Origin of the sequence: Irregularibacter muris (assembly GCF_024622505.1) — a bacterium.
GTDB lineage: Bacteria > Bacillota > Clostridia > Eubacteriales > Garciellaceae > Irregularibacter > Irregularibacter muris.
In genome coordinates this window covers 88,805-114,494 of record NZ_JANKAS010000007.1, presented here as the reverse complement: position 1 = coordinate 114,494, position 25,690 = coordinate 88,805, and the positions used below count along the sequence as shown (strand labels likewise).

General features: G+C 36.8%; 20 protein-coding genes and 1 other annotated feature. Of the genes, 6 read left to right on the top strand and 14 right to left on the bottom strand.

Annotated elements, in window-relative coordinates; genetic code table 11:
- Positions 1-7: 7 nt before the first annotated feature.
- The 4 genes from NSA47_RS09270 to NSA47_RS15445 all read right to left on the bottom strand — a co-directional run bounded on the left by NSA47_RS09270 (position 8) and on the right by NSA47_RS15445 (position 3,863).
- Positions 8-1,132 (bottom strand): restriction endonuclease subunit S, encoded by a 1,125-nt coding sequence (locus tag NSA47_RS09270; protein ID WP_257531244.1) that lies wholly within the window; start codon positions 1,130-1,132, stop codon positions 8-10.
- On the bottom strand, positions 1,119-2,720 hold the full coding sequence (locus NSA47_RS09265; RefSeq protein WP_257531241.1) for a type I restriction-modification system subunit M: 1,602 nt from the start codon (positions 2,718-2,720) through the stop codon (positions 1,119-1,121). The genes NSA47_RS09270 and NSA47_RS09265 overlap by 14 nt, the downstream gene beginning before the upstream one ends.
- An 85-nt stretch (positions 2,721-2,805) precedes the next feature.
- A complete protein-coding gene (locus tag NSA47_RS09260; protein WP_308933938.1) occupies positions 2,806-3,012 on the bottom strand; it encodes a helix-turn-helix domain-containing protein in 207 nt (68 codons plus the stop codon).
- A 17-nt stretch (positions 3,013-3,029) separates the two neighbouring features.
- A complete protein-coding gene (locus NSA47_RS15445) occupies positions 3,030-3,863 on the bottom strand; it encodes an NBR1-Ig-like domain-containing protein (RefSeq protein ID WP_257531237.1) in 834 nt (277 codons plus the stop codon).
- Positions 3,864-4,312: 449 nt separating this feature from the next.
- On the opposite strand from NSA47_RS15445, the gene NSA47_RS09250 reads away from it, so the two are divergent.
- Positions 4,313-4,897: a sigma-70 family RNA polymerase sigma factor gene (locus tag NSA47_RS09250; protein ID WP_257531235.1), complete on the top strand. Its 585-nt coding sequence runs from the start codon at positions 4,313-4,315 to the stop codon at positions 4,895-4,897.
- A 256-nt stretch (positions 4,898-5,153) separates the two neighbouring features.
- Here NSA47_RS09250 and rlmD read toward each other — a convergent pair whose 3' ends face one another.
- Positions 5,154-6,530 (bottom strand): 23S rRNA (uracil(1939)-C(5))-methyltransferase RlmD, encoded by a 1,377-nt coding sequence (gene rlmD / locus NSA47_RS09245; RefSeq protein ID WP_257531233.1) that lies wholly within the window; start codon positions 6,528-6,530, stop codon positions 5,154-5,156.
- 227 nt (positions 6,531-6,757) lie between these two features.
- Positions 6,758-7,174 carry an acyl-CoA thioesterase gene (locus tag NSA47_RS09240; RefSeq protein WP_257531231.1) on the bottom strand — a complete coding sequence of 139 codons (417 nt, stop codon included), beginning with the start codon at positions 7,172-7,174 and terminating at the stop codon, positions 6,758-6,760.
- Positions 7,175-7,281: 107 nt separating this feature from the next.
- Here NSA47_RS09240 and NSA47_RS09235 point away from each other — a divergent pair, with 107 nt between their 5' ends.
- The 3 genes from NSA47_RS09235 (at position 7,282) to NSA47_RS09225 (ending at position 10,919) form a co-directional block, all read left to right on the top strand.
- Positions 7,282-7,968: a response regulator gene (locus NSA47_RS09235; protein WP_257531229.1), complete on the top strand. Its 687-nt coding sequence runs from the start codon at positions 7,282-7,284 to the stop codon at positions 7,966-7,968.
- A 3-nt stretch (positions 7,969-7,971) separates the two neighbouring features.
- Entirely contained in the window at positions 7,972-9,741 is a 1,770-nt protein-coding gene (locus tag NSA47_RS09230) for a sensor histidine kinase (protein WP_257531226.1), read from the top strand.
- Positions 9,742-9,818: 77 nt separating this feature from the next.
- Positions 9,819-10,919: a TolB family protein gene (locus tag NSA47_RS09225; RefSeq protein WP_257531224.1), complete on the top strand. Its 1,101-nt coding sequence runs from the start codon at positions 9,819-9,821 to the stop codon at positions 10,917-10,919.
- Between the two features lie 166 nt (positions 10,920-11,085).
- Here NSA47_RS09225 and pyk read toward each other — a convergent pair whose 3' ends face one another.
- From pyk to whiA, 6 genes are all read right to left on the bottom strand, one after another.
- Positions 11,086-12,834, bottom strand: a complete 1,749-nt coding sequence (gene pyk / locus NSA47_RS09220) for a pyruvate kinase (RefSeq protein WP_257531222.1) — start codon at positions 12,832-12,834, stop codon at positions 11,086-11,088.
- 12 nt (positions 12,835-12,846) lie between these two features.
- Positions 12,847-13,806, bottom strand: a complete 960-nt coding sequence (gene pfkA, locus NSA47_RS09215) for a 6-phosphofructokinase (RefSeq protein WP_257531220.1) — start codon at positions 13,804-13,806, stop codon at positions 12,847-12,849.
- Positions 13,807-13,866: 60 nt separating this feature from the next.
- A complete protein-coding gene (locus NSA47_RS09210; RefSeq protein WP_257531218.1) occupies positions 13,867-14,061 on the bottom strand; it encodes a hypothetical protein in 195 nt (64 codons plus the stop codon).
- 118 nt (positions 14,062-14,179) lie between these two features.
- Entirely contained in the window at positions 14,180-17,647 is a 3,468-nt protein-coding gene (locus tag NSA47_RS09205; RefSeq protein WP_257531216.1) for a DNA polymerase III subunit alpha, read from the bottom strand.
- Between the two features lie 102 nt (positions 17,648-17,749).
- On the bottom strand, positions 17,750-19,063 hold the full coding sequence (locus NSA47_RS09200; protein ID WP_257531214.1) for a DRTGG domain-containing protein: 1,314 nt from the start codon (positions 19,061-19,063) through the stop codon (positions 17,750-17,752).
- On the bottom strand, positions 19,056-20,027 hold the full coding sequence (whiA, locus tag NSA47_RS09195; protein WP_257531212.1) for a DNA-binding protein WhiA: 972 nt from the start codon (positions 20,025-20,027) through the stop codon (positions 19,056-19,058). The genes NSA47_RS09200 and whiA overlap by 8 nt, the downstream gene beginning before the upstream one ends.
- Positions 20,028-20,429: 402 nt before the next feature.
- Positions 20,430-20,668 (top strand) — a binding site (T-box leader).
- A 53-nt stretch (positions 20,669-20,721) separates the two neighbouring features.
- On the opposite strand from whiA, the gene NSA47_RS09190 reads away from it, so the two are divergent.
- Positions 20,722-21,888 (top strand): pyridoxal-phosphate-dependent aminotransferase family protein, encoded by a 1,167-nt coding sequence (locus NSA47_RS09190; RefSeq protein WP_257531210.1) that lies wholly within the window; start codon positions 20,722-20,724, stop codon positions 21,886-21,888.
- A complete protein-coding gene (gene serA / locus NSA47_RS09185; RefSeq protein ID WP_257531207.1) occupies positions 21,866-23,452 on the top strand; it encodes a phosphoglycerate dehydrogenase in 1,587 nt (528 codons plus the stop codon). The genes NSA47_RS09190 and serA overlap by 23 nt, the downstream gene beginning before the upstream one ends.
- 48 nt (positions 23,453-23,500) lie before the next feature.
- Here serA and NSA47_RS09180 read toward each other — a convergent pair whose 3' ends face one another.
- Both NSA47_RS09180 and NSA47_RS09175 read right to left on the bottom strand, forming a co-directional pair.
- A complete protein-coding gene (locus NSA47_RS09180; protein ID WP_257531205.1) occupies positions 23,501-24,319 on the bottom strand; it encodes a histidinol-phosphatase in 819 nt (272 codons plus the stop codon).
- A gap of 224 nt (positions 24,320-24,543) precedes the next feature.
- Positions 24,544-25,686: a hypothetical protein gene (locus tag NSA47_RS09175; RefSeq protein ID WP_257531203.1), complete on the bottom strand. Its 1,143-nt coding sequence runs from the start codon at positions 25,684-25,686 to the stop codon at positions 24,544-24,546.
- Positions 25,687-25,690: the final 4 nt, after the last annotated feature.

Below are 25,690 nucleotides of genomic sequence, written 5' to 3'. Positions count from 1 at the left end.
CCCTCCTTTACGTATTTGCCTCCTCCAGCGAGCCTTTAATTAATATTGGACATAAATCTTTTATTTGTGCTTTTAATTTTTCATTTATTTCACGTCGCATAAGATATGCGTTATAAATTTCAACGATAGCTTCCTGTATTTTAATATCTGGAACAGGTACATCAATTTCGTAGAACCTATCCAAGTCCAAATTTGCTCTAATACTGCCATCACTGGCAAACCAACCATATCTGTCGCTTTCGCTACGTGAAAACCACATCATTATATACTCGGCAAGTACATCATCATTTTTAACTTGCAAAACAGAATATGCAGGTGAAACAATAATCGGTTCGTCCTCTTGCAACAGAGCAATTCGAATGCATTCATCTCTGCCTGTCTGCATTGAGCTGTACACAAATTGCCCCTTTTTGACGACTTTATAATTCTTAAGACTTCCTTCTGCTACGCTTGCAACTGACGGCATAAAATTCTTTGTAATGTTGATGCCTTGAACAGATGTGATAGCGCCATCAGCATTTCGAACATCAACGTTCTCAAGCAGTTTCCCTGTTGGAATTTTTTTGGCAGTATGCTTAATTTTATTTATTTCGATTTCACAAGTTAATTTCAAATCCTCAAGACCTGTTTCATAGACTCTCTGGTTTGCAAGCATTGCATTGTATATGTCCACATACTTTTGCTGAATTGGTAGCGGTGGGAGGTTAAGTTCCATTTCACATAATGCTTCCCATGAAAATACTTCTGTTGAACTCCCCCATGAGCGATAACACGCTTCTCTATCCCATTCTTCACGATTAAAGTGTAAAAATAAATATTCAGATAAGATAACTTTTTTCATTTCAGATTTAATACGAAATGCAATATTATTCCAACTAATAATAAATGGAGCATCAGTATCGTTATAGCCAAAACCAATCTTTTTACCATGAGTTCTCGGATTAAAAACAAATTCATCAGGGTTCACAATTAAAAATTTACTTAAATCAGCGTTTGAAACATCTGCTTTTGTCGGTATGATTTGTTTTGTAATTGTCATTCCCTTAACATCATCCGGACCGTATTTTAATTCTGTATTGGCATCTGTAACTAGTTCTAATAAATCACCTAAGGTATATTTAATCAATCCCATAACCAATCCCCCTGAACGCTTCTTCGAGCATGGTTTGTGACTTCTTTTCAGCCTTCATTACTTCGCGCATTTCAGCTTGAATACGTGCCATCTCTTTTTCATAGTCAATTTCTAAGTCATGGTCAATGAACTCGATGTATTTACTTGGTGCAAGAGAATAGTTATTGGTGCGAACTCCATCCTCTCCATCAAGGGATACAGATTTACAAAACTCTGGTTCATCTTTATATAATGATCTATCTGCACTTTGCCAATTGCTATATACTTTCTTTATTTCCGAAATCTGATCATCAGTAAAAACAGTTTTTTTCTTCTTCTTTCCTTTATCAATCACAATTTCTTCAATGTTGCTATCCCAGCGGCGCAAATCCATAAATAGCACTTCATTTGTACGGTCACGAAGTTGTCTGCCGCCTGAAGTACAAGCCTTTTTATTCATATTAACAATCCACAAAGTAACAGATATATCTGTGGTATAAAACATATCACGAGGCAGAACGATAATTGCTTCTATCTTGTCTCGTTCAAGCAATTCTTTTCTGATTTCATATTCAACACCATCTGAGTTTAATGCACCATTTGCAAGCAGAAAACCTGCAACACCCTTATTTACATCTAATTTTGAAATCATATGAAGAATCCATGCGTAGTTTGCATTTGCTACAGGTGGTGTTGAAAAGCCTTTAAAACGTGGATCGTCAGTAAGTTGATCTTCACCACGCCAACCTTTTAAGTTAAAGGGCGGATTGGCCATAATATAATCTACTTTTTTGTCTTTGTGTAAATCCTCAGTAAATGTTGAAGCATTTTTTTCACCAAGATTATGCGCAATACCACGAATAGCAAGATTCATTTTACAAAGACGCCATGTGTCGGGATTGCTCTCTTGCCCCAGAATTGAAATGTTCTGGCGATTACCATTATGACGATCCACAAACTTTAGGGATTGGACGAACATACCGCCCGAACCACAACATGGGTCATACACAGTACCAGAATAAGGTTCAATCATTTCTGCAATCAGTTTAACTACTGAAGCAGGGGTATAAAATTCACCATCTTCCTTTGTCCCGGCAGCAGCATATACCTGAAGAAAATATTCATATACCCGGCCAATCAAATCATCTTCATGAAAGCGCTTCTCATCTATTTTATTTACTTCATCTATTAGATTTTTGATAGCCTCTTTACTTGCCCCAAGTGTTGCAAAAAGATTAAGTGGTAAAGCTCCTTTTAATGGAGTATTACTTTCTTCAATATCTACCATTGCTTGATCTAGAATAACTGCAATATCATTAGCGCTTGCGTTTTTAACAATATAAGACCACCGTGCAGTTTCCTTCAAATAATATACATTTACAGCATTATAGAATGATACTTTTTCAAGGAACGCTGGTATATCCCCGTATTGCTCCAATAATTCTGATCTTCGTCTTTCAAACTTGTCCCCTGCAAACTTTAAAAACACTAACCCTATAACAGCATCTCTATTCTTTTCAGTACTTCCAATCCCACGAAGGGCAACACGACAGTTCCACAAAACGGTCTCCAGTGAAACCGCAACTTCTTTTTTAGCAGCTTTTGCCATAACATTATCCTCTTTCCGGCTCGTGGCGTTCAAATACACCTTGCCATTATTATTTTATAATCTTGTCTGCCCAATAATCTGGACTTTAATCTTTGTCAGAAGCTTCATCAGCTGCGCCACCGGAACGAATCCATTCGTCTACTTCTGATAGCTTAAACTTCCACAGTCTGCCTACCTTGTAAGCTGGCATATTCCTTTTTGCAATCCACTGCAAAACGGTATCTCTGCCGATGCCAAGGTGTTCCATGACTTCTTTCAAGGTGGACCATTTCTCAATGTTATAATCGCTCACGTTGTTAACCTCCATGATTAGGCTTCAAAAATAGTATCAATTGCAACATTGAAAATCCATCTGTAATTAGGAAAGCAGTTATTTCCATCACAGTCTTGCATCTCCCAAATACAATCGAACTTTCCTTCAAAGCCACGGGCGTAAAAGCTCGTGGTTATTTTTATTATTTCACCCGGAGCAGTTTCCGGTATCTCTATTTCCGTTTCACTAGCACTAGGACGAACATCCGCAGCATTTACAAAGACAAGTCTTCTACTGTACCAACTTTGATGTCCAGAATTGTGAATCACCCATGTATGCTCAAAAGTTTCGTAACATTTGGCTTTGTGATTTCTACCTTTATCTTCAACCCAAACATCATCGCCATTATTCAAAGGCCCATAAAACATATTCGGCTCATCCTCAACTCCGAGCACTTGTCGTTGATATTCAGAGATTATGACATTATCAACATCATCATCGCCACGAACAATAAACATTTGAAATTGAACTGCTAATGCTCTTGCAAGATAGCGTTTGTTCACTTCATATGATGCGGGTACACCAAATGAATTCATGCAGTCTCTAACTTTATCCGAATCAAGGTTCGTTTCAATAAAGTTTCTAAGTTCATCAACCCTTGCCGGTTTTGGGAAACTCGCCTTCATTTCAGGGGTCAACACTCTGTCTTTTGCGTAATGACGCTCATTCTCTAAATATGATGTTGTTCTATGTGTTTTCGACTTTGGCAGTGTAAAGTAGCTACTTCCTCCGGCAATGAAAAAGTTGATGATAAAGACACCCTGGTTTTCTTGTTTTACAAGATATCTATACAGGTCTCTGAAAAATTCAAAACTCTTGATCGTGCTCACCTCACTTGTACCTAGCCTGTACCTACAGTACCTAATAAACACCATTTTGACCTATACGCCTGTACCTACTCGCCTTGGTATTCTTTACTTAGATGGACGAGGAAGACATGCTTACGGTTCTTATACAGATATTTCCACAAACATGGTACCACAATAGACTGCAAAAATCAATCATTTAAGGCAAAAAACACATGTAAACCATCGTAGACCGACTTTAAGCATTGACTAGCCTCTTCAATCAAACCCACCCAATAGGGCATCCCCTGATCACGGATGATTCCAGACCTATCGGGTGAGCAACTAAATAACTGCCACCAGCCACTGGAATAGCTGGTCGCCAATTCTGAAGCGGGAGTAATCCCATTCGGACGGTCGACCATTGCCTTTTTTGGCTGGTGCACGTCATGTGAGCTCTCGCTTCGGTTTCAAGCCGAAGGAGGGCTTACATTATGACAAAGAAAGACAAAAAAACATACCTCATCCCTATGGAGGTAACAAGAGAGACAATCGAAGCGTACGGTATCAAGAAGGAAGATGTGGTACCCGCAAAAATCGGGAATAAAATAGTATCAGCTATCATGATTCCTACAGATGACGAAGAACTTTATCTTACGTACATGCGTCCCATTTGGGCAGAAATGAAACGTGAAGAACGCAGCCGCCGTTGCATAGTTAGCGATGGCAAGGGAAAACTCAAGCGCTGCGAAATGGACTGTAAGGCCTGCAAGAAGATGAAGGATGGAGCTCCGCTTTCGCTTGAATCTTTCTTCGAGGAAACAGAGCTTGAATTCGAGGACCCAGCTGCTATACAGTGTGAAACAATCCTAACGGCTATGCTCTTTGAAGACCTTCTTGACAGTCTTCGCAACAAGGCTCCAGAGCTAGCACCAATCTTTGAAATGCTTTATGACGGAAAGTCACAGCGTACCATCGCAAACCTTATTAATAAGCCACAGTCATCGGTTAACGATATGATCAAGCGTATGAGAACAATTCTACAACAACATATTAGCCGAGATGATTTAGGAAGATAACATAAATAGGCAGTAGTTCTGTAATAGGGCTACTGCCTTTCACTATGTTCATTAAACAACAGTTCTCTAGTTTCAACCCTATGCCAAAACAGTAGTTCCCTTGTCTCGCGTGATAAAAAGCAGTTCTATAGCCTCAACCCAACAATAGTCTTAAACTGGAGCTACTTTTGAATGAGGAAAAAAATAAGGTTTCCATCAGTCGGTGATTGTTACCGAAAGTCTGGAAACCTTTGATTTCAAGCTATTTACAGCCTATTTAATTATCTTTGCGTGACATCAAGGCAACTGTCTCCACGTGCATCGTATGAGGAAACATATCCACCGGCTGTATCTCTACAGTCTTAAACCCACTCTGCTCTAGATAATTTAAATCCCTAGCCAAGGTGCTTGGGTTGCAAGATACATAGACCATTCTTTGGGGCTTCATTTGGATGATGGTGTCTAATAGCTTTTGGTCACAGCCCTTTCTTGGGGGATCTACGACCACCACATCTGCTTTTTTCCCTTGGGCGTAAAGCTCTGGAATAAGTTTTTCTGCTTGTCCTGCATGGAATTCTACATTTTCTATGTGATTGATCTGGGCATTTCTCTTGCCGTCTTCTATGGCTTCTTTTACGATTTCTACACCGATAACTTTCTTGGCTCTCTGGGCTAAAAAGAGGGATATGGTGCCAATGCCACAATAGGCGTCCATGACTGTCTCTTGGCCCTTTAAATTGGCATATTCCAATGCTTTTTCATAAAGCACTTTAGTTTGGATAGGATTTACTTGGAAAAAGGATAAAGGTGAGATTTCAAATTGAATATCTCCTATATCATCCGTGATATGTTTTTTGCCATAAAGAAGTTTGCTTTCCTTCCCCAAAACTACGTTGGTCCTTGCTTTATTGATGTTGATATAAATGCTCGCTATATTGGGAATCTCTTTTGTAAGTCTAGCGATTAGTTCCTGACTATGGGGCATTTCTTCACCATTGATTACCAATATCACCATAATTTCTCCTGTGGTAAATCCTACCCTAGTAACTAGATGTTTTAAGAGTCCTGTATGCTTTTCCTCATCATATACAGAGATATGGTATTGATCTATGAATTCTTTCATCATAGGTACTATCTGATCATTTACAGGATGTTGAATAAGGCAGGTATGATTGGGAATAATCCGATGACTCCTTTTGGCATAGAATCCTAAGACCGCTTTCCCATCTTCCATGCCTATAGGAAATTGGGCCTTGTTTCGATATCTCCAAGGATGCTCCATTCCTATAGTGGGATGAATAACAACATCCTTGATTTTCCCTATCCTTTCTATGTTATCCCTTACCAATTGGGTTTTATATTCCAATTGTTTTTGGTAGTCAATATGTTGTAATTGGCATCCACCACATCTATCCGCTGTGGGAGAAAGGGGTTCTATTCGATCAGGTGAAGCCTTTAGTATTTTTATGAGTTTACCAATGGCATAGCTATTTTTTATTTTTATTATTCTCGTTTCTATCTCATCCCCTGGTACGGCCCCATCTACGAATACAGTAAAATTATCTATTTTACCTACGCCTTCTCCACTATGTCCTAATCCTTGAATGTTTATTTCATAATGCTTATTTTTATCTACAGGTATTTCTCTTTTCATCAACCATTACTCCTCTTTCATTAGTATGTATTTCTTAATATACCTAATTTACGAATAATTAGCAAAGATTTGTCATGACCAACTTTTCTATTTTACGCACAAAAAAAGAGATACACCCTAAAAAGAATGTATCTGAAGCTAGAATCAGTTTGCCTTGATGCTCTAACATTTCAATTATTCCCATTTCATTCCATTGTATTCACTAAATCCTAAATTTATTCATTATTTTATTCTAGGGCGCTATGTAATACATCCCAAAGCTGGGGGAATTCTTTTTTTAGTCGTACAGGTTTTTTATCCTTATCCACGAAAGCATGGACGGTTTTTCCTCTGGCCAATAATTCTTCATCCTTTTCCCGAATAATTTCATAGTGGAAAATTAGTCGTACGCCCTTTAATTCATGCAAGTGGGTGCGTATAATTAGTTTATCATCATACAAAGCTGGTTTTTTATATTGGCATTGTACATCTATTACCGGTAGTATAACCCCTTGCTCTTCTAGGGATTTATAGTTTTGATTTAATCTCCTAAACCATTCCGTTCTGCCTACCTCAAACCAAATAAAGTAGTTGGCATGATAGACAATGCCCATTTGATCTGTTTCTGCATATCTTACCTGCACTGTAGTATCTTGCATAAGCATTTTGCCCACTCCTTTCATCTATATATTTTATAAGGTCTATCTTTTAAAAGCAAGGTGAATACTATATAATGGTATTAAAATGATTTAATATAAGGTGGGTGATTTTGATGAACGAAAAAGTATTAGTAGTAGATGATGAACAAGCCATTTGTGACCTCATTAAGCTGGATTTGGAATTTGAAGGCTATAATGTAGAAACTGCCTATGATGGTCGAGAAGCTTTGGAAAAAGTAGAATCCTTTCAGCCAGAGTTAATTATTTTAGATGTAATGCTTCCCTATATGAGCGGTTATGAATTATGTAGAAAAATCAATGACAAACATAATATTCCCATTATACTTTTAACAGCCAAAACAGATATTGTAGATAAGGTTTTAGGTCTTGAATTAGGTGCAGATGATTATATGACTAAACCCTTTGATAACCGGGAGTTACTAGCCAGGGTGAAGGCCTTAATTAGACGCTCTGCCCAAGCTATTCCTACATCCAGTGATACCATAGAAAATGGTGATTTAAGAATCATTCCCAAGGAAAGAAAGGTATCCATTGGGGAGGAGGAAATCCACTTAACTCCCAAGGAATATGATTTACTTTACCTTCTCGCTCAACATCCAGAGCAAGTTTTTCCTCGAGAAGCTCTTTTAGAGAGAATTTGGGGCTATGATTACTTTGGAGATACCCGTACTGTGGATATGCATGTACAAAGAATCAGAAAAAAAATCGGAGATCTTTCATCCAATCCCAAATATTTACAAACAGTATTTGGCGTAGGGTACAAAATGAGGAGAGTATGATGAATGAAGTTTACCATTCAAAATAAAATAATTTTAACAAATATCATCATTATTCTATTGGCCCTAGCCATTATTGGAACCATTGTTATCCAAGGTATGCTGTTTTATAATATTCAGCATACCGAAGGTTTGTTAGTGGAGAATAGCAATAATGCTAATTTATTTATTCAGCAATATATTCTTTCAAAACAGCGGGAAAATGATTCTGCTACAAAGACAAATATCCTGAAGGAGGATAGTGCCTTTTTGGTAGAAGAATTAGCTAAACAAAACAATACAAGAGTTCAGCTCTTTGATCAATTTGGAGGGCTTCTTTCTGATTCTGCAGTGTTAGAGGTACTCCCTTCGGCGGATATCCGTCAAGAAATCGAAATCGCCATAGAACAAGGCGAAAAAGCTTATATTGTGAAGAAGCTTAAAGAAGGTAGATTTATCTACTTTGCTTCTCCCATTGTAACGGATAATCAGCAAATAGGGATTATTTCATTTATCTATTCTTTAGAAAATGTAGACAACCTTATTCAAGAGAGTATTGTCTTATTTATTTGGGCTGCTCTTATGGGTCTTATTGTTATGTATTTTATTAGTTTTTATTTAACTAGGCGTATTTTAAAGCCTATATTTACTCTTAGGGATTCCTCAGAGCGGATTGCCCAAGGGAATTATCAATACCAAATCCAATATATTTCCCATGATGAAATCGGGGATTTGACTAGAAGTTTCAATCGCATGGTCTCTAATATTGGAGAAAAAATCCAGGAAATCAATTCTGAAAAATCCAAATTAGAATCGGTTATTTCTTCTATACAAGATGGTATTATTGCCATCGATGATGAAAATAATATACTTGCACTCAATGAACCAGCAAAACAAATATTTAATATGGAAAATGATGAGGAATTAGAGTGTATTCTATCCTTTGAATTTATGAAGGATTTATATGATAGCGTGCAGAAAGAACAAAGAGCAGTTACCCGGGAAATAAAACATAAAAATTTATATTTGCTCATTTATGCCAACTTAATACAAGTGGCAACCCATTCTATTGGATATATTTTTGTGATCAGAGACATTACGAAAATTAGAGAATTAGAAGAAAAACAAGGTCAATTTATCAGTAGTGTTTCCCACGAGCTTAGAACTCCTCTTACTACCATTATTGGCTATAGCGATCTTTTAAAACGTCGTGGGGCTGATAATCCTGAACTTTTAGATAAAAGCATGGATACTATAAATCAGGAGGGCAATCGTCTCCTCCGTTTGGTAGATGATTTATTGAATCTTTCTAAATTTGAAAATATGGAATTTGATTTAATCATGACCGAGGTGGATTTGGTTCAACTCATTGGAGATGTAGTAAACCAAATGAAGATGAAGGCAAAAAAATATAACAATGAAATCCAATTTACCCATTCCCCTCTCCCTAAAGTCAATGGGGATTATGATCGCTTGAAACAGGTTTTTATTAATATTATTGACAATGCTATAAAGTACTCCTTTGGGAGCAATATTATACAAGTATATACCGAGCAAGAAGATGGCTTTGCGATAATCTCCGTTAGGGACTATGGTCCTGGTATTCCAGAGGATTCTCTGGAGGAAATCTTTCAGCCTTTTTACAGGGTAGATAAAGTCAGATCACGGAATATGGGAGGCAGTGGTCTAGGTTTAGCTATTGTAAAGGAAATTGTTGTAAAACATGGGGGTACTATTCATGTAGAAAGTAAAGAAGATGAAGGCACTTTAATGATTGTTAAACTACCAACCTTATAAATTTACAAATTGATTACATTCTGTTAATCTTTCTCTGTAGTCTTTTGTTATAATGTCCTTGGGAAGGAGGAGAGAAAATGTGGAAAAGGTTACCTATTATTCTCCTAGTAATGGTTTTGCCCCTCTTATTCAGTGGTTGTAAATACTTATTCTTGCGAGAAGAACAACCCAAAACCCTAGAGGAAAAAAACAATAATGAACAAGATAAAACTTCACTAATGAAAATAAAGGATTTTGTAGATATTACCCAGGGCATTGTCTCTGATGTTTCACCCCATGGGAATGAAATCATTGCTTTAAAGCCACAGGACGACGCAAGTGTCAGCAGTCCTACAGATAATACTAGTATTAATAATCTTTTTATTTATGATATGCGAAGGAAAGAAGAAAAGACCATTCTTGCTTCCCAAACCAGTAAATCCCTTGGCCGCTTTGATCCAACTGGAAAAGGCATTTATTATTTAGAAAGTAAAGACCAATCATCCTATCAGTTATTTTGGGTAGATGATGAGGGAAACAAAAAGATTAAAATCTCTTCCTCAGAACATGAGGTAAACCCTAGGTTTTATATTACATCAGAAAACAATGTATTTTATGGCACCAAGGACGGAAAAATAGTTAAAGCTAATAAATTAGGAGTTTTATATTCTATAAATATTGGAGAAGAATATTCCATTGAACAAATCTATTATTCTGAGGAAAAAGATTTGGTTATTTTTTCAGCCTTTAAAAATGATGTACTAAGCATGTATTCTGTGCAACCTGACGGAAAAAATCCAACATTATTTATTGAAAATATCCTTGGCTCCTTTGACATCTCTAGAGATGGAACTCAGCTTATATATATGACCCCCATTCCGGATAGTAATAAGAGAAATTTATGGTTATTGACTCTGGATAGCACTGAAGAATCAAAGTTAATAGAAGGCTATCCTCAAAGCGCAAGCTTTTCCCCCAATGGGAAAAAGGTTTTATATACGGATAAGACAGATGTCAATAGTGATAGGCAAAATATCTGGATACTTAACCTTCATAATCTTGAGAGTAAACAGATTGCTTCTAATTTAAGGATTATCAGTAGGATACTCTGGCATCCTAGTAATGAGAGAATCCTCTTCTCTTCTTACCAGTTAAAGGATAGCCAGGTTCAATTTTTTATACATTCACTGGAATTTTAAAAACAACTAGAGTTGTCATTCTGATCAAGAGGGAAGAATCTGAGCAATTAAGAGATCTTAAAGATTCTTCCTTTTCCAATGACACAAAATAGGTTTTTCAATAACCGCATATAAAAAAGGATGAAATCCAAGTTTCATCCTTTTTTGTATTTAATCATTCTTTATTTTATAAAACCTTAGCGATACCTTGGTAGATCAATCCCCGTACACTATCTATCGTAACAATTTGACCATTTTCTAAAGAATCAATAGCCTTTTCTGCCCCCACTACCACGGGAATACCCATCTGCAGTGCTACAATAGCTCCTGAGGAAGTCAATCCTCCCTCTTCCAAGATCATCCCTGCAGCTTTTTTTACAGCGGGCATTGACTCTATGTCTATAGATACAGAGACCAATATTTCTCCCTCTTGGAAGTCTGCTATATCCTCTTCATTCCTTACGATTCTTATCTTGCCTGTTACAGAATCTTTCCCTATACCTGTTCCTTGAATCAATACTTCACCAATGGTATGTACCTTAATAAGATTGGTGGTCCCTTTTATGCCTAAGGGGATTCCCGCTGTAATAACAACTAAATCTCCCCATTGTACTAAACCTTCCTCTAAAGCCCTATGAACAGAATGATCAAAGAGTTCATCGGTACTGGTAAAGTCTTGAATTAAAACTGGATATACCCCCCATACCAAGGTCAATCGGCGGACTACTTTTGCATCTGGGGTAAAGGCTAAAATAGGAGATTCTGGTCTATATTTTGAGACCATTCTTGCCGTATGTCCAGAAGCCGTTGCTGTAATAATAGCTGATGCTCCCAGCTCCTGGGCTGTGGTACAGGTTGCATGACTGATAGAATCTGTAACAGATATTTCTGCTGGATCAAGGGTTTTTAGCATTTCCTTATAATTCAAGGAGTTTTCTGTTTTTCTAGCAATTCTATCCATAGTTCTTACCGCTTCCACAGGAAACTTTCCAGCAGCAGTTTCTCCTGATAACATAATAGCATCGGTTCCATCAAAAATAGCATTAGCGACGTCGGTAACCTCCGCTCTAGTAGGTCTTGGGTTTCTAATCATAGAATCTAACATCTGAGTTGCAGTAATGACTGGTTTACCGGCCTTATTACATTTTCTAATAATCATTTTCTGCACCAAGGGTACTTCCTCTGGTGGAATTTCTACCCCTAGATCTCCCCTAGCTACCATAATTCCATCAGAATACTCGATGATTTCATCTATGTTGTTCACACCTTCTCTATTTTCAATCTTAGAAATGATCTGGATATCCTCGGCATCATTTTCTTCCAATACCTTTCTGATTTCTAAAATATCCTGTGCCTTTCGTATAAAGGAGGCTGCAATAAAATCTATGTTTTCTCTAATCCCAAATTTGATATCTTGTGTATCTTTTTCAGTGATGGCTGGCAAATTAATATTTACATCGGGTAAATTAATGCTTTTGTTGTTTTTTAGGGGACCACCATTTTCTACGATACAGTGAATATCAGGCCCTACAATTTTTTCTACTGTTAATTGTACAAGTCCGTCATCAATCAGTACCTTATTGCCCTCTTTAATTTCCTGATGAAGATTGTCAAAGGTAACGGCTACACCGTCTTTATTTCCCTTTATATCTCTGGTGGTAAGGATAAACTTCTCTCCCTCTATTAGCTCTATTTCCCCTGTTTCAAATTGTTTAATCCTTACTTCTGGTCCCTTGGTGTCTAGTAAGATAGCTACAGGAGTATTTAACTCCTCTCTAACTTCCTTTATCAAATCGATTTTTCTTTTATGCTCTTCATGGCTCCCATGGGAAAAGTTTAATCTTGAAACATTCATTCCGCTTTTTACCAATCCCATTAAAACATCCTTTGATTCTGAAGCTGGCCCCAATGTACATACAATTTTTGTTCTTTTCATCTTTATTTCCCCCTATATGGATAGTATTTCTACAAGTTTATAAGACTTTTCATCAAATTGTTTTTTATATGATAGGGCGTCGTCTATGTCCAAGTCAATTAATTTATTGTTTTGAATACATACTGTCCGACTAGTCTTTCCCCCCATAAGTAATTCTATGGCCATAGAGGCCATTCGACTTGCCAATATACGATCAAAAGCTGTTGGGGAACCTCCTCTTTGGATATAACCCAATATGGTGGTTCTTGTTTCAATACCTGTTTTGATTTGAATTTGCTTACCTACTTCATAAGCTCCTCCTGCCCCTTCAGCCAATACGACAATGCTATGTAATTTTCCCCTATTTTTACCCTTTAATATTTCCTTACATATTTCATCAATATTAAGTTCTTTTTCTGGGACGATGACATAATCCGCCCCCCCAGCTAAACCAGCAAGCAAAGCAATATCCCCACTATTTCTTCCCATAACTTCTATGATATTGGTTCTCTCATGGGAGGTAGAAGTATCTCTAATTTTGGCGATTGCATCTAAGGCTGTATTCACAGCCGTATCAAATCCAATGGTAAAATCCGTACAGGCCACATCATTGTCTATGGTACCTGGGATACCAATGGTTTTTATTCCCTTTTCACTTAGTTTTTGGGCTCCCCTAAGAGATCCATCTCCGCCAATTACAACCAGTCCGTCAATCTTAAATACTTCTAAGATATTCATGGCCATATCCAGACCTTCTTCTGTCATAAATTCTTTACTGCGGGCAGTATGAAGGATGGTTCCCCCTCTATGAATAATATCAGCTACTGAGGATACATCCAATGGAATAATATCTCCATTGATCAATCCATTATACCCTCTTCTTATTCCCATCACTTCTATATCGTTATAAATGGCTGTACGAACAACTGAACGTATGGCAGCATTCATCCCTGGGGCATCACCTCCGCTAGTGAGTATGCCAATTCTTTTCACTCTTTATCCCCCCTTCTATTCATTGAGGATAGACAAAATTCCTATCCTCAAATTATAATTTTACAGATAATCATTTTCCACTAAAATACTATGGGCTTCTTCTACTTCTCCCCCTGGAACAAGTATTTCGTAATAACTGTTTTCATCTCTTTTACTTACAGGTGTGATTTTTACTAAGAAACCCTCTGCCATTAATTTATCTTGTATAATCTTTGCTTTTTTTTCATTAGGTACAATATGAATCACTGTCCACATTGGGGGTTCCTCCTTTAAGCTTTCCTATTTTCTTCATTGTATTAAATTTCCACTATCATTTCAACAACAAGTTCTATAATTAACAACCTTTTTGTATTAAAACCCTTTCTTGCTATTGCTATTGCAATTTTACCATGTTTTTCCCTAGTTTCTCTTCCAATAATTTAATCATCTCTTCCTGGGGTTTTACCCACAATTTTTCATTGGTTAGCGTCTTTTGTTTTGTGGATTCAAAATATACAATAACTGGGGTATTGCCCTCATACTTCATTAATATGGGCTTTATTTCAGAAAAAATAGAATGATCTAAGGAAGTAGGAATTTTTATATATAATTTTTGTGTTTTGATTTTCACTAAAGGGGTCACTTTTTCACAGATAATGACTGGCTCTTCATTTTCCTTTAGGTTTAGTCTTCCCTCAATAATCACTGCTTTATCTTCCTCAAGAAGATGATTAAATTTTCGATAGATCGTAGGGAATACAATCACTTCCATAGGACCATATAAATCCTCTAGGGTAATAAAAGCCATCATATGATTATTCTTAGTTATTTTTTGCTTTTTATGAGCAATTATACCTCCTACAATGACCTTTTGTTCATCCCTTAGGAAGTTCTCCTGTCCTTCTTCTTCATCACCATGGTACAACTGATCGCTGGTAATGGATACTTTTCTTTTGAGCAATTCCTCATACTCCGCTAGGGGATGACCGCTAATATAAAAGCCTACCATTTCTTTTTCCATTGAGAGCAATATTTTCTTATTATACTCTGGGATATTTGGCAATATATCTATTTGAAAACTTCTACTGTCTTCCTCTTGCACAACATCAAAGAGAGATACCTGCCCTTTTATATTTTTTCTTCTATCTTGCTGAATACCATCTAATACTTTTTCGTATATATCTATTAACTGTGAACGATAGACTCCCAAAGAGTCAAAGGCTCCACATTTAATCAGGCTTTCCACAGTTCTTTTATTCAAATCTTTAAAGTCCACTTTTTCACAAAAATCCATAAAGTCTGTGAAGTATCCTTTTTCTTCCCTAGCTGTAATAATGGCGTGAATGGCATTAATTCCAATATTTTTAACAGCAGCCAAGCCAAAACGTATTTTTTCACCAATTACAGTAAAGTTCACAAAACTTTCATTGACATCCGGTGGTAGTATAGGGATATTCTTTTGTTTGCAATTATGAATATATTGAGCTACTTTGTTGGTATTGCCCATAATACTCGTAAGTAAAGCAGCCATAAATTCTGTGGGATAATATCTTTTTAGCCAAGCCGTTTGATAGGCAATAACCGCATAAGCAGCAGCGTGAGATTTATTAAAGGCATATTTAGCAAAATCAATCATCTGATCAAAAATCTTATTGGCAATCTCAGCGGAAACGCCCCTTCTTATGGCTCCTTCTACAATAATATTTCCCTCTTCATCATCTTCTCCATAGATAAATATCTTTCTCTCTTTTTCCATCACATCCATTTTTTTCTTGGACATAGCTCTTCTCACCAAATCGCTTCGACCCATGGAATAGCCTGCTACATCTCGAACAATTTGCATAACCTGTTCTTGATATACCATGCAGCCATAGGTAACATCTAAAATAGACTCTAGAATTTCATGAAGATAGTGGATTTGTTCCGGGTTCTTTTTATTGGCGATATAAGCGGGAATTTGATCCATTGGACCAGGTCTGTATAGAGAAATCCCCGCAATAATATCCTCAAAGGAGTCGGGCTTTAACTCCTTCATAAATTGTTGCATCCCTCCACTTTCCAATTGGAAAACGCCTAGGGTATCTCCCTCACTGATAATTTTAAATACCTCTGGGTCATCAAAGGTTAATTCTTCTATTTTAATATCTACGTCCTTATTGTATTTGATATTGTCTATGGCATCCCGAATAACCGTCAGATTTCTAAGACCTAGAAAATCCATTTTCAAAAGTCCCAATTCTTCTAATAATCCCATGGTAAATTGGGTGGTAATGCTGTCATTGTGTTTGTATAGAGGAACATGTTCCACTAAGGGCTTATTGGATATGACTACACCCGCCGCATGGGTAGAAGCGTGCCGGGGAAGTCCTTCTACTGATCTTGCCATTTTAATAAGAAAATCCACTTCTTCATCTTCTTCACAAAGAGAGACCAACTCCCCGTTGATCTGTAAGGCCTTATCAATGGTAATGCCCAATTCCATAGGAATTTGTTTTGCTATGGTATCTACTTTTCCATAGGGTATATTAAGGGCCCGTCCCACATCTCTTATGGCCGCCCTTGCTGCCATGGTACCAAAGGTGATGATCTGTGCGACCCTATCTTCTCCATACTTTTCAATGACATAGTCAATGACTTCTCCCCGTCGTTCATAGCAAAAGTCTATATCAATATCCGGCATACTAATACGGTCAGGGTTTAAAAATCTTTCAAAAAGAAGATTGTATTTTAAAGGGTCAACGGTGGTGATATCTAAGGCATAGGATACCAAACTTCCGGCAGCACTTCCTCTACCTGGCCCTACCATAATTCCCTTATCCTTTGCATACTTAATAAAATCCCATACAATTAAAAAGTAATCCTCATAACCCATTTGATTGATAATGGAGAGTTCATAGTCTAAACGCTTCCGGGTTTCATCAGACACTATAGGGTATTTTCTTTCAATGCCTTCTACACATAGCCTCCTTAGATAGCAAGTGCTGTCTTCTCCTTCAGGTACATCATATTTTGGAAGGTGAATATGATTAAAGTCAAAATCCACATGGCATCTTTCAGCAATCTTTACTGTATTTTCCAAGGCCTCAGGAATATATCCAAATAGGTCTTCCATTTCCTCAGGGGACTTTAAATAAAATTCGTCCCCAGGAAACTTCATTCTATTTTCCTCTTGAACATTGGTACCCGTCTGAATACATAACAGTACATCATGGGCTATGGCATCTTCTCTATTGATGTAGTGAACATCATTGGTAGCCACCAAGGGGGCATCCAATTCTTTCGCTAAGGATATCAGGCTGCGATTTACTTGTATTTGTTCTTCTATATCATGATCCTGTAATTCGATATAAAAATTATTCTTGCCGAAAATATCTTGATATTGACCAATCAGTCTTTTGGCTAGTTCTTGGTTATTATTTAATAGGGCTTGGGGGATTTCTCCACCTATACAGGCACTTAAACAGATGATGCCCTCACTATGTTGTCTGAGAAACTCTGCATCCACCCTGGGTTTATAATAAAATCCATCGATAAACCCCTTGGATACAATGATTTTTAGATTATCATATCCCTTTTGATTCTCAGCCAGTAATAATAAGTGGCTATAGTTTTGGTCCTTCCCCGAATCTTTATCCTCTAGTCTTCTTGTCGCTATATATACTTCACATCCAATAATGGGTTTTATCCCTTGGGCCTTTGCTTCTTTATAAAAATCTACGATTCCATACATCACTCCATGGTCAGTAATAGCTATGCTATCCATTCCCAATTCCTTCACTCTACTAATGAGGTCTTTTATCCTACTGGACCCATCTAGCAAGCTATACTCGGTATGAACATGTAAGTGTACAAACTTTCCCATGGAAATTCCTCCTCTATTTAATCTAATCCTATTATATCATATTGGTATACCTCAATATAAGAAAAAGGATGGGTACTTCCCATCCCTATATTTATTTAGTGCTTACTTGTTCACAATCCTCACAGCTAACATCCCCTTAGCTACAATTTGTTCTCCATATTGTATGACCACCTCAATCTTGCAAAAGTTTCTTCCCAAGTCAATGATGATGGCTCTGACGTCTATAGGAAAATCAATTTGAATGGGGCGAATAAAATGAGATGTAAAATTATCCACGATCATTTCTACGGGTCTGTGCTTCTCCAAGGCAGCAGTACCTACCACTGTCATGAGCATATTTAGGGACCCCCAACTGGCTATACCCAGTTGGCTTAACATACGTGGGGTTACCTTGCCTGAATAGACCACTCCATCTTTTTCCTTCTTCACCTGGAAATTTTCTATCAGCAAATCCTCCATGGTTTCTCCTACCTGGGGTTGATTTTGCATATATTGAATGGCCTTCATGACATCTCTTCTAGTGATCAGCCCGATGAGGATTTTATTCTCCACTACAGGGATCATTTCAATGCCTTCCCAAATCATGCGATGGGCGGCGTATGCTACAGAGGTATTGGGGCTTACTGTTATCGGACTACGGGTCATTATTTTATGAATGGGTTGATCATCATTTAGGTGATCATCATCCGGTATAACCATATCCTTAGGAGTAATCATCCCGACTACCACACCCTGTTTGTCCAATACTGGAAAACGCTCATGACCTGTTTCGGCCATTAACTTTTTACAATCCCTTACCTTTTTATGACTTTCAATAAAAAAGGGATCTTCCACTAGAATATCCTCCACCAACAGGATATCTTTTTTTATTAGTCTTTCATATATGGCTTTATTCAACATGGTAGCCACAGTAAAACTATCATAGGTAGAGGAAATTATAGGTAGATTCTTCTTATTGGCAATTCTTTTAATCTCCTCATCACAGGTAAACCCTCCTGTGATTAAAATCGCACAATTTCTTTCTAAAGCTAGGCTATAGGTCTCTGCCCTATTCCCCACAATCAATAGATCCCCTTCTGAAAGGTATTGCGTCATAGCATCTAAGGTCATTGCTCCTATGGCAAATTTATTTAAGATTTTATTTAAACCATTCCACCCACTTATGACATTCCCTTCTACAATATTGACTACCTCCCCAAAGGTAAGCTGTTCTAAGTTCTTCTTTTCTACTTTTTCAATTCTTATGGTGCCTGTTCGGGGAATAGTGCTGACCAACTCCTGGTTTTCTGCTTCTTTAATGGCACGGTAAGCTGTTCCCTCACTAACATTTAGCTCTTGGGCTATTTTTCTCACTGAAATTTTAGCGCCCACCTCTAACTCTTTTATGTAGTGAAGAATTTTTTGGTGTTTATTCATTAGGTGCCTCTCCTCTTTTAATCTTTAGATCTTCAGCTAGCCTATCCAGCTTTCTTAGCCTGTGATTAATGCCGGATTTTCCCACTGGTGGATCTAGTTTTTCTCCCAATTCCTTTAAGCTGGCATCTTGATAATTTAATCTTAATTCTGCAACATCCCTAAGGTTTTGAGGTAATTTGTGAAAACCTATATTATCCCTTATATACTTTATATTCTCAATGTGCCGTAGGGCCGCATTAACCGTTTTACTTAAGTTTGCCGTCTCACAGTTCACTATTCTATTGACGTTATTGCGCATTTCCTTATAGATTCGTATGTTTTCCAAGTCCAGTAATGCCTTGTGGGCTTGCATAATATTCAGTAAGGTGACAATCTGATCCCCTTCTTTAATATATACCACATAGATGTTTTTTCTTTCCACTATTTTTGCTGTCAAACCAAAACCATTAATTAATTTACATAAATCCTCGCCATGTTTGAAGCTATAGGTGACAAATTCAAAATGATAGGTTTTTTCAGGATCAGAAATAGACCCACCGCCTAAAAAAGCTCCCCTAATATAGGCCTTTATGCAACAATCATTCTGAATTAAAAAAGAGGGGATGCCATAGTATATACTTTTGATTCCTTCCTGATTTGTTTGGATAATTCCTAACTTTTCTAATATTTCTCCTGCTCCTATTGGGGCAGAAACAACAATACTGTAGATATTATTCTTTTTTAATTGACGGTTCCTTCGTACTCTTACCTCAGTTTGGACATCAAAGCTGATTTTAAGCAGGGTAAATACTCTTCTGGCAATGGCTGCATTTTCCGTCGTAATGGTAAAACTAATATTGTGATTGCCATTAAAGGAAATGCTCCCGCTCATACGGATTAAGGCAGATAATTCTGCTAGACAGCAACAGGATTTTTCTATCTCTATCCTGGAAAGCTCGTTTTTTGTTCTGGCTGAAAATGACATTTAACCACCACCCTGATTTCTTTTCTATTATCTATTGTACCTGAAAACCAATCTGATTAGTAGTATCAGACGAAAACTGTACAGTAGAAATTAGAAAATGAAAAATTCCCACCCTCTTCCAGTCCATTAACATTTTTTGATTTTTATTCTATTTTAGGCACATAATTTGGATTATCGGTATATTATTATAGTAAATTATATTTTAAATAGTATAAATTAAAATCTTAATAAAAAATGCACCTTCCCTTGGTTACAGTCTTGGAGTTTTTTATCAAGAATCGGAGTTTTTCCTTATATTGAGTAAATATTTTAATATTTGATCATCTTTTAAAAATACTTTAAATATTCTGAAATGTCCCTTGACCTATATATCCTTTTATGATAGATTCATTATCAAATATAAAAATAACGTTGAAGGAAAGTTTTGTGGATGGATGATTGTAGAGAGCCAGTGGTAGGTGCAAACTGGTAGAGTCCACTTCAAAATAGCGCTCCGGAGTTGTTAAGCTGAACTTAGAGTAGGCTTAATCGGTTAAATACCGTTACCATTTGTAGATAGTACTTTACTATTTGCCGAGGTCACTATTGTGAGATAGTGATAAATACGGGTGGTAACACGGAAATAACCTTTCGTCCCAATATAATTATAGGGACGAGAGGTTTTTATTTTTTTATATAAAGGAGGCTAATGATTATGTTTAACGAATATCAACATTTGAGAATTCCCGGCCCCACACCTGTTTCTCCTGAGGTGCAACGGGAAATGAATCGTACTATTTTAGGACATCGCAGTGAAGGTTTTTCTCGTTTTTTTGCTGAAACCCTTCATAAGACAAAATATATTTTTCAGACCAAGCAAGATGTTTTTGCTGTAGCAGCCAGTGGAACTGGTGCTCTAGAAATGGCAGTTTCCAATGTAGTAGAGGCCGGGGATACTGTTCTTGTTGTTGTAACCGGCGTTTTTGGCGAAAGATTTGCTAAAATTGTAAAGGCCTATCAGGGTAATGCCATTATCCTAAAATTTGAATTAGGCAGGGCCGCTCAGCCGCAGAAAATCCAAGAGGTTCTTGAGAGTCATCCAGAAATTAAAGCAATCTTTGTAACCCATTGTGAAACCTCCACAGGAGTAGTCAATCCCATAAAAAAGATTGGCGATATGGCGAAGAAAAGCAATGCCCTATTAATTGTAGATAGTGTTTCAGCTTTAGTGGGAATGGATTTAAAAATGGATAATTGGGGAATAGATATTGCCGTCACTGCTGCCCATAAGGCTTTGGGATTGCCTCCAGGACTATCACTCATTGCCGTTAGTGAAAAAGCTTGGAAAAGGATAAGGCAGCATCATGGGCCACGTTTTTACTGGGACTTATTATCCTATAAAAAAAACATTGGCAAACAAACCACTCCCTTTACAGCACCGGTTTCTCTAATTTATGGGCTGTCAAAGTCAATAGATTTAATCCAGCAGGAGGGTCTTGAACAAGGTTTTCAAAGACACAACCTATTAAGGGATATGTTAAGAGCCGCCATTCCAGCATTAAACTTAGAACTCTTTGTTCCAAACGATGAAGAGGCTTCCTCCACGGTCACTTCTATTAAGGGTTCTACCCACCTTGATGTTGAGGAGCTAAGAAGGGTGTTGAGGGAAAATTATAAAATTGATGTAGCTGGTGGACAACAGAATTTAAAGGGCAAGATCTTTCGCATTGGTCATATGGGCTACATGCACCCTATGGATATGCTCACTACCATAGCTGGCTTGGAAATGGCTCTTAAACACCTATCCTACCCTATGGAATTAGGAATGGGTATAAGGGCAGCAGAGGAGGTATGGTTAAATGCAGAAAATATTGGTCAGTGATACTATTTCAGAAATAGGCCTGAAAAAATTATTAGAAGCTAAAGATATCCAAGTAGATATTAAACCTGATCTTCACACCGATGAATTAAAAAATATTATAGGACAATATCAGGGATTATTGGTGCGAAGTCAAACCAAGGTTACCAGAGATATCATAAAAGCCGCCAAAAATCTCTTGGTGATTGGGCGGGCAGGAGTGGGCATTGATAATATCGATATTAAAGCAGCCTCTGAACAAGGTATTGCTGTAATCAATGCCCCTGACGGAAATACCATCTCTACTGCTGAACTTAGCTTTGCTATGATCATGTCCATGGCCAGATGGATACCCCAATCCCATAGTGATTTAAAACAAGGGATATGGAATCGTAAAAAATATGTGGGAGTAGAACTAAATAATAAGGTATTAGGGATTATTGGTATGGGGCGTATTGGCTCTGAGGTAGCCAAGAGGGCAAAGGCTTTTCATATGCATATTCTTGCCTATGACCCTTATATTACTCAAGAAAGGGCTAAACAATTGGGGATTCACCTTGGAACAATAGATGAGATTTTTACCCAAGCTGATTTTATCACCATTCACACTCCCCTGACCAAGGATACTAAATATCTTATTGATGAAAAGGCCTTTTCTATGATGAAAAAGGGGGTTCGCCTTGCCAATTGTGCCCGGGGAGGGATTATTAAAGAAGAGGCTTTGATGAAGGCCTTAGATGAAGGCGTTGTTGAAGTAGCTGCCTTGGATGTCTATGAAAAGGAACCGCCCTTAGATAGTCCTCTTCTAAAACATCCTAAAGTTATAACCACTCCCCATTTAGGAGCCTCTACCCAAGAAGCTCAGCTAAATGTTGCTATAGATGTGGCTCAGGAAATATATCATTATTTAAAAAATTTACCCTTTAAAAATGCTGTGAATATGCCTGCCCTCTCTCCAGAAATCCTCCATCATATCAGGCCCTTTATTTCCTTAGCTGAAAAGTTAGGCGTCTTTATTTCTAGCATTATTTTAGGAGCTATCGAAAAAATAGAAATTCATTATTCTGGGAATATAGCCGATCAAGAGATTAATATTCTAACCCGTAATATTCTAAAGGGTATCCTTCGGCAACACTTAGGAGTTGCCGAAGTGAATGATGTCAATGCCCCCCTTCTGGCCAAAAAACGAGATATTGAGGTATTAGAAATTCGTTCTTCTAAAACCCATGGTTTTACTAATTTGATTACTGTAAAGTTAAAAACCAATATTGAGGAGAAATTTATTTCTGGTACTTTATTAAATGGATATGGTCCCAGATTTGTAAACTTTAATGGTTTTACCATCGATATTCTCCCAGAGGGACATTTAATCATTACCGACCATATTGATAAGCCTGGCATTGTAGGAAAGTTTGGAACAATACTCGGTAAGGCAAACATCAATATTGGCACCATGCAGGTAGGACGCAATCGGGCTGGGGGAAATGCCATTGCTTTTTTAGGAATTGATAGAGAGGTAGAAGCATCTATCATAGAACAACTAAATCAGGTGGAAAATGTAAATGATACCTTTTATGTAGAATTATAAATAAAAATAGGCTATATCCATAGCCTATTTTTATTTTATTGTATTCTTTTAGCCTAAGGGAACTATTTTTCTTTTTCGATTTTCAAAGGTGCTAATTTCTCCAATATCATATTGTTTTAAATAAGCAATGCCCTTATCATAATCTCTTCCCACATCCTCTGGCCGATGGGCATCAGAATTGATCATCATGGGAATACCATGAGACCTTAATTTCTCCATTAACAATCTTGAAGGATAGAGTTCTTGTACAGGCTTTCTAAGCCCTGCGGTACTCATTTCCACAGTAATACCACTATCTTTTATATGGGGAATGAGTTCATCATAAAGTTCCTCTAGTAAATCTTGATCTTTTTTTTCAGGCTGATGTCCAAGTACTTTTATTACATCAATATGCCCTACTATATCAAATTGTTGGGAGTCCAATAATTGCTTTATGATATAAAAATATTCCTCATAAACCTTCATGACATTCTTATTCTTCCAACCTTCTCTCCTCTCTATTATATCAAATCCCCAATCCCCTAACCAATGAACAGAACCAATGACATAATCCCAAGGATAGGGATTTAGAAACTCCTCGATTTCTTCCTCCTTGCCTGGTATAAAATCCATTTCTATACCTAACTTAACTGGCAATCCCTGTTTTTTCGCTTTTAAAATTAAATTCACATAATCCTCTATATCCTCTGTTTGTCTTTTTTCAATCCAAGAATTCCATAATATTTCTTTTGACTGCTTAAAGCGGTATCCGTGCTCAGAAAATCCCAAGTCGGTTACTCCCTGTTTTTGTGCTGCCTCTACATATTGTTTAAGCCACTGCATAGTATAGGGTCCTGTCTCCAAGTGAACATGATAATCAGTAATCATCAAAGCCCCCCTTTTTATTCTTGCTCTATGAATATGTTGAAAAATCTCATAAGGTACCTTTAGTTGGTATTTATATAAATTATATACATGATATAGTTTATCAATGAATATATCAATGAATAATTTTATATTTACAACTTACTTTTCCTAATTTTATTCTTTCATCCTTCAACTATCCCTTATCCTCTATATCTGTCTATTTTAAAAGTATTGATAAATGAAAATTAGGCTATATCCACAACTTTTTCTCTCTTCCATCTTATAATATTTAGTATTAATGATAGCATTATTAAACCAAGATATGCTATGCCCCTGGAATACTTAGGAAGACTAATATCTGCTAAACTATGTATAAGATGTATAATTAATACTTTTGAAGTAAAAAATACTAAGGGTATCTGGATTGCAATCATGGTTATGTAATTAGGTGCTAAACTAGATATAAAACTTACCGTCAAGGCAATAATAAATCCAAGTGCATATATTCCCATAACAGTCAAAATAATATATTGGGTAAAAGTAAGGTTATACCAAAATATGGTTTTACTAAAGATTGATATTATATTAGAATTTAAAAACATCCCTGTATGGTTTGTTGCATATAGTAGGAAGAACACTATTAGTTGCAATGTTATTATGATAAAGGATGCTATTATAGCTGCTACGGCCTTCTTTTTAAATAACCTCCTACCAATTTTAGATGTATATTGGATGTAATTTATATTATTAGTCTTATCTCTTAAATAGATTGGAGATAGCATAAATATAACACTTAAAAGAATGATCAGAGATACTTGTCTTATATAACTTCTATAGTTATCAAGGATTAAACCTGGAAATATTGAATTGATGATCCCTTCATTAACAACTTCATCAATTCTTTGTCTTTGCTGTTTATTACTTACTTTCGAAATCCCTTCGATGAATATTTCCTTTTCTTCATAATCTCTTATTAAATCTTCTCTAGCTTGTAATTCCCAAAAAGAATCTACATTTTCTTCAAACATGATATAGCTACTAAATTCACGAAAACTTTCTACAGCCAGATCCATAGAACGAAATTCTTCATAGGTACTTATACCCGTTTCTCTAGCTAATTTATTGTCTTGTAGATACTGATTTGCTCTTTCTATCTCTTTTTCATAAACTTTTTTGAAATGTATAAATTCTTCCTCATCTATGGACTCTCCATAATTCTCCAACATTTCTAAACTTATATTATAAGAATCTAAGGCGGGTCTACCATTTGGAAAGTGATCTATATAATAACTTGTATGTAAAAAATATAAGATCAAACTCATAAACATCACTATTATAATCATTTTAAGCCTAAAAACCTTTTTTATTTCATGTAAAACTATTTTCATAAAT

Coding starts and splice junctions, on each gene's coding strand:
- serA (WP_257531207.1), top strand. CDS start 21,866: ATGCAGAAAATATTGGTCAGTGATACTATTTCAGAAATAGGCCTGAAA.
- NSA47_RS09250 (WP_257531235.1), top strand. CDS start 4,313: ATGACAAAGAAAGACAAAAAAACATACCTCATCCCTATGGAGGTAACA.
- NSA47_RS09190 (WP_257531210.1), top strand. CDS start 20,722: ATGTTTAACGAATATCAACATTTGAGAATTCCCGGCCCCACACCTGTT.
- NSA47_RS09230 (WP_257531226.1), top strand. CDS start 7,972: ATGAAGTTTACCATTCAAAATAAAATAATTTTAACAAATATCATCATT.
- NSA47_RS09225 (WP_257531224.1), top strand. CDS start 9,819: ATGTGGAAAAGGTTACCTATTATTCTCCTAGTAATGGTTTTGCCCCTC.
- NSA47_RS09270 (WP_257531244.1), bottom strand. CDS start 1,132: ATGGGATTGATTAAATATACCTTAGGTGATTTATTAGAACTAGTTACA.
- NSA47_RS09240 (WP_257531231.1), bottom strand. CDS start 7,174: ATGCTTATGCAAGATACTACAGTGCAGGTAAGATATGCAGAAACAGAT.
- NSA47_RS09175 (WP_257531203.1), bottom strand. CDS start 25,686: ATGAAAATAGTTTTACATGAAATAAAAAAGGTTTTTAGGCTTAAAATG.
- NSA47_RS09180 (WP_257531205.1), bottom strand. CDS start 24,319: ATGATTACTGATTATCATGTTCACTTGGAGACAGGACCCTATACTATG.
- NSA47_RS09265 (WP_257531241.1), bottom strand. CDS start 2,720: ATGGCAAAAGCTGCTAAAAAAGAAGTTGCGGTTTCACTGGAGACCGTT.
- NSA47_RS09205 (WP_257531216.1), bottom strand. CDS start 17,647: ATGGGAAAGTTTGTACACTTACATGTTCATACCGAGTATAGCTTGCTA.
- NSA47_RS09235 (WP_257531229.1), top strand. CDS start 7,282: ATGAACGAAAAAGTATTAGTAGTAGATGATGAACAAGCCATTTGTGAC.
- whiA (WP_257531212.1), bottom strand. CDS start 20,027: ATGTCATTTTCAGCCAGAACAAAAAACGAGCTTTCCAGGATAGAGATA.
- pyk (WP_257531222.1), bottom strand. CDS start 12,834: ATGAAAAGAACAAAAATTGTATGTACATTGGGGCCAGCTTCAGAATCA.
- rlmD (WP_257531233.1), bottom strand. CDS start 6,530: ATGAAAAGAGAAATACCTGTAGATAAAAATAAGCATTATGAAATAAAC.
- NSA47_RS09210 (WP_257531218.1), bottom strand. CDS start 14,061: ATGTGGACAGTGATTCATATTGTACCTAATGAAAAAAAAGCAAAGATT.
- NSA47_RS09200 (WP_257531214.1), bottom strand. CDS start 19,063: ATGAATAAACACCAAAAAATTCTTCACTACATAAAAGAGTTAGAGGTG.